A 12,739-nucleotide genomic window follows, 5' to 3' on the forward strand; every position below is an offset into this window, starting at 1 on the left:
GAATAATAAAATAATTATAATAGCTTTTTTGTTCTTATTGGGCTCCTTAAAATAAATGATATTACTAAATTATACATAGCCTCTTTTTGAATTATTACCCTATATTGTGTTTTTATTCAATCATAATTACATTTTACAATAATTACTTAATCTTATCAAATTAAAAAAGTTTTCATTAACAATCTTATTTACTGTAATAGGATCAACTTCTTTTATTAATGCAATCTTCTCTATTACATATTTTATATAATCTGATCTATTTCTTTTTCCTCTATTAGGCTCAGGTGACATGTAAGGACAATCTGTCTCTACAAATAACCTATCTAATGGTATTTCTTTAACCACCTCTATCAACTTTTTAGCATTCTTAAATGTTATCACCCCTGTAACTCCAATATAATATCCTCTTTTTATACATTCCTTAGCAAATTCTACACTTCCTGAAAAACAGTGTACTACCCCCACCACATTAGGAAACTCTTTAATAATTTCTAATGTATCTGCATGAGCATCCCTATCATGTATTACTACAGGAAGATTCATATCTTCTGCTAACTTCATTTGAGCCCTAAATGCATCTTTTTGAACATCTCTTGGTGGATTTTCTTCCCAATAGTAATCTAATCCAATTTCGCCCACTGCAACTATTTTATCATTCTCATTAATAATTCTTCTAAATTCTTCTAACCTATCTTCTGTAAGCTCATTAGCATTCTCTGGATGTATACCTATAGCCCCATAAATAAAATTATTTTCTTTTATAAGCCTACAAGTTTTACCAACACTATCATATGTTGAGGAACAATTTAGTATTCCAATAACCCCATTTTCTACTAACTCTGCAAATACCTCTTCTCTATCATTATCAAAGGCATCATCATCATAATGAGCATGACTATCAAAAATTCTATATATATTCTCCATATAAACACATCCTATCTAGTAATTTATTTATACATTATACACCATTGAGAAAAAAATAGCCTATACAGCTGACTCCCTTTCATGAATCTCTACTGTATAGACCAATTCTCCTTTATTATAACTTATTAAAGAGATATGGACTCTAACTTTCTTAAACTATTATCATAATCTTTAACTACACCTTCCACATCACTTTTCAAACTACTTTCTAGATTGCTGTGCTCATCAATAAATTTATTAGCATTATTCATTCCCATTTTCATTGCTTCTATTGCATTATCTAATATTTCTTTATCACTATTGGCAGAAAGTAGTTTGATTTTTTGAAAAAACTCACTCATCATACCGATTACTCCTAATGAATCATTAGCATCTCCACCTAGTTGTTCAATTCTATGTGTTATTGCTTCTTCATGTCTCTTAAATGTTTCTGTAACTTCCACTAAAGAATCTTTTAGCTCTTTAGACTCTGCTCTTTCAATATAATCCTTAAAAGTACTCCCTCCCATGTGGATTCCCTTCAAAAACTTATTCATTTCTTTTATTACTTCAGTATTATTGCTATCCATAAATATCACCTCAAATATAGTTTCATATAAATATAAATTTTTATACTATTTTTTTATTTATGTCACACAACTGTCATATCCTAAGTTTATATTTAAATACATAGTAGCTAAGACATATACGTTTATATTCTCTTATTTTTAAATGTATAAAAAAAGCAGAGGAGATATTTATTTTGCTTGTTCCGTCACTACGCTCCAAGTAATAACATAACAAATATCTCCCCCATTCCTACTAAATGTAAGGAAAAAGACCTAGAGTATTTATCCCCCTTTTACTTAAATACTCTAGGTCTTTTTAGTTGTTAATATTTGTTAACAACTTGTTTCCAAAACATATTTCTTTTTGACACTATTTTGTCATATTTATAATGTAACATATAACTTGTAAAGTAGTTAAAGCATTATTATTTACCCCTTATAACCATCTTAAATAGATTGGTTTGTAGGACATCCCAAACCCCTATTGCGGATGTCCTATTTTTTTGTTTAATTTTTCTCTTCTTTCATCAAATTTAATTCTTCATTTGCATTCTTTTTATCTATTTTTTCAAATAGTATACTAATATCATCTATTTCACCTGACTTTATTTCTACATAGCTCCAAGTTGCTTCATTTAAACCTATAAAACTCCTTATTTTAAAAGAGGACTCAGGCATAAAAGGTTCTAATAAATTAGATAAATTGGCAATTAACTGCACGCATACATATAAATCTTTACCACATTCTATCTTATCTTTTTTAACTTTTACCCATGGCTCAAATTCATCAAACATTTTATTTGCTTTTCTTATCATTTTAACTATTTGCTGTAAACCATCTTTAAATTCTCCATCTTCAATTTTATCTCCAACACTAAAATATAGCTGAAGAATTTCATTTTTCAATGATTTAGGTACTTCGCCACTTGGAATTTCCCCTCCAAAATTCCTTTTAATAAACGTCAAAGTTCTATTTACAAGATTTCCATATAATCCAACTAAGTCATTATTAGTAGTATTTATAAAATCTCTCCATGTAAAATCAGAATCTTTATTTTCTGGCCCATTTAATATTATATAATACCTTACTGCATCTGAATTATATCTATCAATTATGTGGTCTACCCATATTGCCCAATTTTTTGCTGCTGAAAACCTCTTTCCTTCAAGCTTTAAATACTCTCCAGATACTTCCCTAATTGATGGATTTTTTATTCCTAATCCTGATAGTATTGCCGGAAAAATAACTGTATGGAATGGAATATTATCTTTACCATGAACAAAGTAAACCCTACTATCTTCACCATCCCAATATTCCTTATAATCTTCCCCACGTTCTTCAAGAACTTGCATACTTGCTGTTAAATACCCCATTACAGCTTCAATCCAAACATATATTTTTTTATCTTCATAACCACTTAGTGGTACATCTATTCCCCAATTAAAATCTCTTGTTACAGCTCTATCTCTTAGACCTTCATCAAGATACCTCTTAGTAATTACTTCAGCATTTTTTCTCCAACCTTGTTGCTTTATATATAATCTTCTTACATCATTTTCAAACTTAGACAAAGCAAAAAATAAATGACTTGTATTTTTAATTACTGGTTCAGAACCACATATTTTACACCTTTTATTTAAAATTTCTGATGCTTCAAATATCTCAGAGCATTCTAGACATTGGTCACCTAATGCCTCTCCTCCGCAAATTGGACATTTTCCCTCTATATATCTATCAGATAAAAATTCACCACACTCTTCGCAATACACCTGTTCAATATCTTTTTCATATATATATCCTTTATTATATAACTCTAATATGAAGTTTTTAACACTATTACTATGATATTCTGTATGAGTTTGAGTGAATAAATCAAAAGAAAAATTTAACTTTTTAAAACAATTTAAGAACTCATTATAATATTTTTTAGAGGCTTCTAATGGTGTTATTCCTTCCTCTTTTGCTTTCATTGTTACAGGAGTTCCATGGGAGTCACATCCTGATACAAATACCACTTCATCTCCCATTAACCTATGATATCTCGCCAAAATATCCCCTGGTAATAATACTGCTATTCTTCCTAAGTGCAATGGACCATTAGCATATGGCCATGCATTTCCTATAATTACATTCAATAATATCCCCCCTTCTTAGAATAATAAAGATGATATGAATAAAATGAAGTCTTAATATTAAAACTCCCTAAAGAGAGCTACCTTAATTAAAAACCCAGCAAAGGCTGGGTTTTATACTTGACTCTATTATCTTTTTAACTTTATTATCCCTCTTATCTAACTACACTTCCTGTTGGTAATTCTCCTGGGTTAACAAGTGTTAATAAACTATCATCATCAGTAGATGCCGCAAGAATCATTCCTTGTGATAGCTCTCCTCTTAACTTAACTGGTTTTAAATTAGCTACAAGTACTACATACTTTCCAACTAATTCTTCTGGCTTATAGTATTTTGCTATACCAGAAACCACTTGTCTTTCCTCTCCACCTAAATCAACCTTTAATTTAAGTAACTTCTTAGCCCCCTTAATTGGTTCACAAGCAAGAACTTTTACTACTCTTAAATCTAACTTTTCAAAATCCTCTATAGTTATCTCTTCTTTAATAGGTTGGATTTCTCTTTTAACTTCTTTCTTTTGAGCTGCTTGAATAGCTTCTAATTCAGCAAGTTTTGCATCTATGTCTATTCTTGGGAATAAGTTTTCACCTTTATGAACCTTAGTTCCTGCAACAGTTCCATCAAAGCTTGATAGTGTTGACCATTCAACCACTGTAGTATTTAATTGTTCATTAATCTTCTTAGCTGTATCAGGTAAAAATGCTGATAATAATACAGATGAGAATCTTAAACTTTCAGCTAGATTGTATAATACAGTTCCTAGTCTTTCTTTCTTGTCTTCATCCTTTGCTAATATCCAAGGAGTTGTTTCATCAATATATTTATTAGCTCTTCCTATTAAATTAAATATAGATTCTAAAGCTTCTGGAATTCTTAATTCATCAATAGCCTTTTCTACTAAATTAGGAGTCTCTAGGGCTAACTTTATTAATTCATTATCAATATCTTCCTTAGCTGTTGGAGCAGGTATTACGCCATCAAAGTACTTTTCTACCATTGCAACAGTTCTAGATAAAAGATTTCCTAAATCATTACATAAATCTGAATTTATCTTCTTTATGAATATTTCATTATTAAATAATCCATCTGATCCAAATGGAATTTCTCTTAAAAGGTAGTATCTTACTGGATCCACTCCAAAGTTTTCAACTAAAACTACTGGATCTACAACGTTTCCTTTAGACTTAGACATCTTTCCTCCATCAACAAGTAACCATCCGTGTCCAAATACTTGTTTTGGTAATGGTAAATCTAATGCCATTAACATAATTGGCCAATAAATAGTATGGAATCTTAATATATCCTTACCTATTAAATGTACATCTGCAGGCCAATACTTTTTATATAATTCATTGTTATCACTTCCATATCCTAATGCAGTAATATAGTTAGATAATGCATCTATCCAAACATAAACAACGTGATCTTCATCAAATGTTACTGGAACCCCCCAGTCAAAGCTTGTTCTTGATACACAAAGATCTTGTAATCCTGGCTTTAAGAAGTTGTTTAACATTTCATTTTTTCTTGATTCTGGTTGAATAAAATCTGGATGTTCTTCTATATACTTTATTAATCTTTCTGCATACTTACTCATTTGGAAGAAATAAGCCTCTTCTTTTGACTTTTCTACTGGTCTTCCACAATCAGGACAATTTCCATTTACTAATTGAGTTTCAGTCCAGAAAGATTCACATGGTGTACAATATAATCCTTCATAAGAACTCTTATAAATATCACCTTTGTCATATAGCTTTTTAAAGATATCTTGGACAGCCTTAACGTGATAATCATCAGTTGTTCTAATGAACTTATCATAGCTAATATTCATCATTTTCCAAAGGTCCTTAATACCTGCAACTATTTCATTAACATGTTCAATAGGTGTTATTCCTTTTTCTTCAGCTATTCTTTGAATTTTTTGACCATGCTCATCAGTTCCTGTTAAGAACATTACATCATAACCTGTTAATCTTTTAAATCTAGCAATTGCATCTGCAGCAACTGTAGTATAGGTATTTCCTATATGCAAGTTAGTTGATGGATAATAAATTGGTGTAGTTATATAATATGGTTTTTTACACATTTTTTAAATTCCTCCTTTTGTTTTCTGATAATAAAAAAGTCCCTATATAGGTATTTTGCCTATATAGAGACGTAATAAACTTATTTACGTGTTACCACTCTATTTCTTTTTTATCTCACGATAAAAAACTCACTAAGTGACTATCATCACTCTGCAATATAACGGTTGCTACCGTAACCATCTAACTTATTTAAGCTCAAAGGTTCTACTCCAAGACCATCTTCATAAAGCTTCTTTGACATTAACTTTCACCATACGTTAACTCTCTTTAGACTTTCTACTTTACTACTCTTCTCTTCATAGTATTTACTTATATTTTATGATAAATCAAAAAAAAATATCTGTCAAATATTTTAAAGTTACCAACATCAATAAATTCGTTTCTAAATTATCAAAGAAATAAATTAACACTGTGGTATAATATTCTAAAACAGTAAAGGGGAGATATAAATTGAATAGATTTGAATTTCCTAAGGTTGGCTATAGAAACCTTAAAACTGCTTTAGCAGTATTTATATGTATGGTTTTATTTGAACTAGCAGGAGATAAGAATCCTTTTTATGCTTGTATCGCAGCAGTTATATGTATGAAAGATACTGTTGAAAGCACTTTTAGTATGGGTAAAAATAGACTTATAGGTACTCTTCTTGGAGGTCTTATAGGAGTACTTTTTATATTTATAGTAGATAACATATTATTTCTACAATCTATAAATTCTCTTGTCACTGCTGTAGGTGTAATTGGAGCAATTTATGTATGTAATATAATAAAAAAGCCTGGTGCTGTTACCATTTGCTGTATTGTTTTTATAGGAATTATGATTAATTACGATGGACCAGCCTCATATTCTTATGCCATAGGTAGAAGTATTGATACTTCTATTGGAATAATAATAGCAATATTTATAAATAAATATATAAATCCTCCTGTAGAGAAAAATAAAGATTAACAAATAGTTTTCAGAATATTCTTGATTGTAAATATCTTCTTATATATAATAAAAATAACAGTCGAAAAAAGAGGATTTATTTTTAGGGGGTATTGGGATGAGTGATTTATCATTATTTAAAGCATTCTTGGTAGAAGCAAAAAAAAATTCTTATAATGGTCGAAATAAAAAGGTTCAATCTTCTAAACCAAACTCAGATGATTTTACTTTTAAAAAATACGATTATTACTACCTAGATAGCCACATAGGCAAACAGAGGTTTATTGGTCAAGAAGTTATTTGGAAAGATGAAAAGTCTTATTGGGGAATGAATTATGCTGGAAAATTATTAACTAATGATATTCCAAGTGGTTTTTCAGACTTTTTATCAGAAGCTTTATCTAGAGTTTCTGAAGATGCTCCTTATAGAGGACCAAAGAGTTTTAGAAAATCTGACTTTGAATATCAATGTCTTTGGAAGGGAGAAGTTGATTCTTTTAAAGGCGAAGAATTTATATCTTATAAAGGTTCTCCGATATTTAAATTAGATTTTCATGGTGGAACAATAAAATAGTCAATAAAATTAGAGCGATACTAAGGTAAGCATTATCTTAATATCGCTCTTTTATTTATTGTTATATTTATTTATTATTATGTTTATATATTTATTTATTTTTATATTTTACTTATGCTTCAACCTCATCAATAGGTTTTCCTATAAAATACACTAATAGACCAAGCCCTATAATAGATAATGGTAATACAATATATATCGGTAACCCTAATCCAACTGGAATATAACCAAATAATATTGTAAGTACTGCTACAAATAGTGCATACCACATTTGAGTCTTAACGTGAGCAATATGATCGCAACCAGCTCCCATAGATGACATTATTGTTGTATCTGATATAGGTGAACAATGATCCCCAAATATTGCTCCTGTTAATACAGCACTTGTACTCATGATAATATAAGTCATATCTGGTGAAATTGCATGTGCTAGAGGAATAGCAAGTGGCATTAATATTCCCATTGTTCCATAAGCAGTTCCTGTTGCAAATGAAATTACAGCTCCAAATATAAATATTACACTTGGTAACAAGAATTGTGGTAATGAATCTGATAATAATGTTACTAGATATTGTGCTGTACCTAATTCTTTAATTACTGAACTTAAAGACCAAGCAAGTATTAATATAACTCCTGTTATAATTAATCCCTTCATTCCATCTATCCAGATTTCTATACCTTCTGATATAGTAAATATTTTCTTACAAACACCTAAAATTAGTGCTACGATACTTGCAAATAATGCTGCTTGGAATAATGCTATAGAAGCATCTGCATTACTGAATGTTTGTTGTATTGCTGTAAATGAAAATGGAGATTCTGTTAATACAGCCTTTAATGCTATATCTTCTCCTGCCATAATTGCAGTATACCCACTATAATAAAAACTTGCTAGAGCTGCTACTATTAATGTTCCTATTGGAATTATAGCATTCCATATGCTTAATTTAATTCCACTCTTAGCTTCAAATTCTTCAGCAGTATCTTCATCTATTGCAATATCCTTTAATTCTTGCTCTCCTCTTCTTGCTTTTATTTCAGCCTTTCTCATTGGTCCAAAATCTCTTAAAAGTACAGCTGAGAAAACTACAAATGCAAGTATTAAAATGTTATAAAACCTATATGGAATAGTTTGTAAGAATACTCCAAATGAATCTACATTTTGCCCTATTCCAGCAAATGCATCTCCTATTAGCCCAACTTCAAGGCCTATCCATGTTGATATTATTGCAAGACCCGCAATAGGTGCAGCTGTTGCATCTATTATAAAAGATAACTTTTCTCTTGATACTTTCATCTTATCTGCTACTGGCTTCATTATTGGTCCAACAATTAATGCATTTGCATAATCATCAAAGAAAACAAATAACCCTAATAACCAAGTAACAATTTGTGTACTTCTTGGTGTCTTTGCTCTTTTAGCAAGCGCTTCAGCTACAGCTCTAGCTCCACCCATTTTAGAAATTAAATTAATAACTCCTCCAATAACTAATACTTGTAATACAATACCTGCGTTCCATGGATCTGCAAGTGAATTTAATGCTCTTTGTACAAAATCTAGGAATGCTTGTACAAAGGCTCCAAATAAATTATATCCTGCAAGCTGCACCATGAAACATCCCGAAAGTGTTCCTATAAACAATGATATTACAACATTTTTAGTTATAAACGCTAATATTATAGCTACTAATGGTGGTATAAGTGTTAATACTCCAAATCTTTCTGAATTTACTACAGCAGGTTCAACCTCTGCTGCAAATACTACAGTTGATGATAATAAAATTAGCATAAATGTAGATATGAACAATACTAAACTTCTAGTTCTGTTTTTCATAATAATTCCCCCTAAATTTTAATTGTGAAAAGATTTAGAGGTAAAAATAGGAAAAGCCTTGAGATAACACTCAAGGCTTAAAATATACACATTAAAAATCCTGAATGATAGCTCACCACAAAAACATTTGTGACAGTCTTATACATATTCTGCATAAGCCCAGCATTAGAATATTAAAGCTTTAATTCTATACTTCGGCGATAATTCCTTTCCTATTGCTTCATCCTGCTTACGTCCACAACAGTACTATTAAGTATCGCGCCTCTACCTCTTCTCTTATTCACTTGTAATAATTTAGATTAATTATACATAATTTCTTATCCACTTGCAAGATTTTTTTAATAGTCTTTAGTAATTATTAACTTTTCCGTTTCTTTTTCTTACTTCTAAAGCCTCCATCTCTAACCACTGCTATTAATAAAAATATAGCAAATATAGCGGATATAATGTATCCAGCTATGCCCATTAAAGATATTCCTTTATATATGGGCCCTACATTATTACTTATTATCAATGATGACGCTATTATTAATGATGAAATAAGTAATGCTCCAACTAATCTGTTCACCATATTACTTATATGATCTACTGAATTTTCTAAATCTGTAATATTAAAATTAATCTTAGCTCTACCATCCGATATACTGCTTAATGCCTCAACAGCTTTGCTAGGAATTCTAGAAGCATCTCTAAAAAAAGAATATGCAGATAATACTAACTCTTCTTCATTTATATCTTTAATCAAAAGCATCTTATTTTTTCCTTTAACAAAGGATGTTATTACTGATATTATATCTAATTGCGGATCAACCTCTGCAATTACCCCTTCTAAAATCACTAAGCCTCTAAAAAGTATTGCAAGCTCCTTAGGAAATTGTATGTTATTATTCTTAACTATAGAAAACATTTCTTCCAATAATACAGCTATTTTTATATTTTTAAGAGATGTATTTAAATATGTTGTAAATAAATAAGATACGTCTTCATATAAGTTTCCTTTATTTACTTTTCCTCTCTTTATTCCAATAGCTAAAATAAAATCTACTATTTTATTCTTATCTCCTGTAGCTACTGCTATCATGGCTTTGTTTAACCAGTTTTTTAGTCCCTCATCTAGTTCTCCTGTTATACCAAAATCAATAAAACATATCCTTCCATTTGATATCAATAAGTTTCCAGGATGAGGATCTCCATGAAAAAAACCATCATCAAATATCTGCTTACAATATGATAATGCTAACTTTTTTGCAATATCTTTATTGCTATATCCTTTTTTTTCTATCATTTTCATATCATTTATCTTAAATCCATTTATATATTCTAAAGTTAATACCTTTTCACTACATAAACTAGATATAACATCTGGCGCATATATAGGTGAAATATTTTCATTATTTTCTCTAAACTTAACTATGCTCTTACTTTCATCTATAAAGTCTAATTCCTTTTCTGTAGTTGATTCTAATTCTTCTATAACAGCAAGAGGATCAACTATATCAATATCAATTCTTCCCTTAGATAACTTTATTATTTTTTTAATTATATCTATATCAGTTTTCATAGTATTATATATATTCGGTCTTTGAATTTTTACAATAACTGCTCTTCCATCATTTAATATAGCTTCGTGAACCTGAGCTATTGAAGCTGATGCAGTTGGCTTCTTACTAAAGTATAAAAAACAATCATATATTTTTTTATTAATAGATTCTTCAAATACACTTTTAATATTCTCAAAACTTTCTTCTGGTGCTGAGTCTTGTAACTTTATTAATTCATTTATATATTCCTCTGGTAATAAATCTGGACGTGTACTTAATATTTGACCAATCTTTATAAATGTAGGTCCTAATTCTTCTAATGCCATTCTCAAATTGATAGGAGACTTTTTGCTATTATTAAATTTACTATCAATTAAATACCCAAAACCATATGAAATAAAAACTCTTATAATCTCTTGAAACCTGTCTCTAGATTTCATATAAAAACTCAACTCCCTAGATAAAATCCCTTACTTAACCATCTTTAAGCAAGGGATTTAAAATTTCTAATTAATTTTTTCTTCTAATCTTTCTATAATTCTTTTTAATTCTAATACATCAGCCTTTGTAGCGTAATTCTTTTCTTCTAAAATATCATTTAGCTCTTCTTTAGTTAATGGCTTTATATTATTCACCTTTTCTAACATAGATTCCTTTGCATCGTTAGCTGTATTTTTTACATCTCTTTTTAACTCTTCTGACAATTCTCTTCCTTCCTCTAAAGTTAATTTTCCTCTTTCAACTAACTGAGAAATTACCTCTGTTGCCTTTTCATATGTTAATGCAGCAGCACCAACTCCAGCCAAAAAGATATTCTTTGCATCACTTACCATAAAACCATCTCCAACTTATTCTTAATTAACCATAAATTATATTTACCCTTAAGTACCAAATTATATACTATATTTATTCATAAATTCCTCAATTTCTTCTACAGTCTTAATCATATCCTTTGTTAAAACTTCAACACCTTGTGATGTAACCACCACATCATCTTCTATTCTTATTCCAATACCTTCTTCTTCTATATAAATTCCAGGTTCAACAGTCCAAACCATTCCTTCTTGTAAAATAACATCTCTATTATTTCCTTCAATATCATGGGTATCTAATCCTAGACTATGGCCTATACTATGCCAATAATAATTAGAAACATCTTCTCTATCCTTTATTAAACCTAAATTAATGCATTCTTCTGCAATCCATTCTTTTGCTTTTTTATTTAAATCAAGGAACCTCACCCCTGGTCTTATTTCATTAATAACTTTCTCGTTAACTCTTAACACTGCATTATAAACTTCTTTTTGCCTGTTACTAAACCTTCCATTTACAGGGAATGTCCTTGAAATATCACCGTTATAATAATTATATTGCGCTCCTAAATCAAATAGAATCAAATCTCCATCTTTTATATCGCAATTATTATCAACATAATGTAATATGGTTGCATTTTTTCCTGCAGCAGCTATTGTTTTAAACGCAAAATCCTTTACCCCATTGCTCTTACAAACAAAATCAAAATATGCCTCTACTTCATATTCCTTCATTCCCACTTTACAGTTTTTCATTAAACTGTTTACACCTTCAATAGTTATATTTATGGCCTTTTTTATCTCTTCAATCTCTTCTTCATTCTTGATTAACCTTAAGGGTGCAATTAATGGTGCTAAATTTCTTATATTTGCAAATGGATACTTTCCTTTAACTTCATTTGCAAATTCTCCGACAACATTTTTTAGGCTATTAAATTCTTCTCTATCTATATCTAAATATAAGTTTACTTCAACTAAATTATTGAATGTTTTATTTAAAAATAATTTAAAAGTACTTATAAACGCTACATCCTCAACTCCCGATATTTCTTTTCCCTCTTCAGGCCTTATACTTTTACCAACCCACTTTTCCATTTCCTCATCTATATCTTTAATAAATAATCTTTCACTTATTACTCCATTTATTTTTGTTAAAACTAAAATATGCTCCTCTTCATCAATTCCTGTAAAATAGTAAAAGTTTCTATTAGGAGTAAATTGATATTGTTCATCAGCACTTTTTCTTGGTGCATTACCTGCAAAAAGAATTACTATTGAATTATCATTTACCTTTTCCATAAGTCTTTCTCTATTTCTTTTGAATACCTCTTTTATCATACGGTTCACCATTCCTTCCT

10 protein-coding genes, 1 riboswitch and 1 other annotated feature are annotated in these 12,739 nt (G+C 29.6%); of the genes, 2 read left to right on the forward strand and 8 right to left on the reverse strand.

The features are described from left to right. Positions 1–126: 126 nt before the first annotated feature. The 4 genes from G594_RS0110600 to metG (G594_RS0110615) form a co-directional block, all read right to left on the reverse strand. Positions 127–924 (reverse strand): TatD family hydrolase, encoded by a 798-nt coding sequence (locus G594_RS0110600; protein ID WP_027098559.1) that lies wholly within the window; start codon positions 922–924, stop codon positions 127–129. A gap of 125 nt (positions 925–1,049) precedes the next feature. Then, positions 1,050–1,493, reverse strand: a complete 444-nt coding sequence (locus G594_RS0110605; RefSeq protein WP_027098560.1) for a DUF2383 domain-containing protein — start codon at positions 1,491–1,493, stop codon at positions 1,050–1,052. Between the two features lie 486 nt (positions 1,494–1,979). Beyond that, positions 1,980–3,608, reverse strand: coding sequence for a methionine--tRNA ligase (metG, locus tag G594_RS0110610; RefSeq protein WP_027098561.1), 1,629 nt, complete (start codon positions 3,606–3,608; stop codon positions 1,980–1,982). A gap of 152 nt (positions 3,609–3,760) precedes the next feature. Further along, entirely contained in the window at positions 3,761–5,692 is a 1,932-nt protein-coding gene (metG, locus tag G594_RS0110615) for a methionine--tRNA ligase (protein WP_027098562.1), read from the reverse strand. A gap of 62 nt (positions 5,693–5,754) precedes the next feature. Then, positions 5,755–6,002: a binding site (T-box leader), on the reverse strand. 141 nt (positions 6,003–6,143) lie between these two features. Here metG (G594_RS0110615) and G594_RS0110625 point away from each other — a divergent pair. Next, the gene (locus G594_RS0110625) at positions 6,144–6,641 is read left to right on the forward strand and encodes an FUSC family protein (protein WP_027098563.1); all 498 of its coding nucleotides are present in this window, start codon (positions 6,144–6,146) and stop codon (positions 6,639–6,641) included. 97 nt (positions 6,642–6,738) lie between these two features. Further along, positions 6,739–7,194, forward strand: a complete 456-nt coding sequence (locus tag G594_RS0110630; RefSeq protein WP_027098564.1) for a DUF5680 domain-containing protein — start codon at positions 6,739–6,741, stop codon at positions 7,192–7,194. Between the two features lie 112 nt (positions 7,195–7,306). Here G594_RS0110630 and G594_RS0110635 read toward each other — a convergent pair whose 3' ends face one another. From G594_RS0110635 to G594_RS0110650, 4 genes are all read right to left on the reverse strand, one after another. Then, positions 7,307–9,028 (reverse strand): Na+/H+ antiporter NhaC family protein, encoded by a 1,722-nt coding sequence (locus G594_RS0110635; protein WP_027098565.1) that lies wholly within the window; start codon positions 9,026–9,028, stop codon positions 7,307–7,309. A 100-nt stretch (positions 9,029–9,128) separates the two neighbouring features. Beyond that, positions 9,129–9,303, reverse strand: a riboswitch (Lysine riboswitch). Between the two features lie 83 nt (positions 9,304–9,386). Further along, a complete protein-coding gene (locus G594_RS0110640; RefSeq protein WP_034866457.1) occupies positions 9,387–11,009 on the reverse strand; it encodes an ABC1 kinase family protein in 1,623 nt (540 codons plus the stop codon). A 66-nt stretch (positions 11,010–11,075) separates the two neighbouring features. Continuing rightward, the gene (locus tag G594_RS0110645) at positions 11,076–11,402 is read right to left on the reverse strand and encodes a phasin family protein (RefSeq protein WP_027098567.1); all 327 of its coding nucleotides are present in this window, start codon (positions 11,400–11,402) and stop codon (positions 11,076–11,078) included. Positions 11,403–11,462: 60 nt separating this feature from the next. After that, complete coding sequence (locus tag G594_RS0110650) at positions 11,463–12,719, reverse strand: aminopeptidase P family protein (RefSeq protein ID WP_027098568.1); 1,257 nt, start codon at positions 12,717–12,719, stop codon at positions 11,463–11,465. Between the last annotated feature and the right edge of the window lie 20 nt (positions 12,720–12,739).

The sequence above is a fragment of the Clostridium paraputrificum AGR2156 genome (assembly GCF_000424025.1).
Taxonomy (GTDB): Bacteria; Bacillota; Clostridia; order Clostridiales; family Clostridiaceae; genus Clostridium; species Clostridium paraputrificum.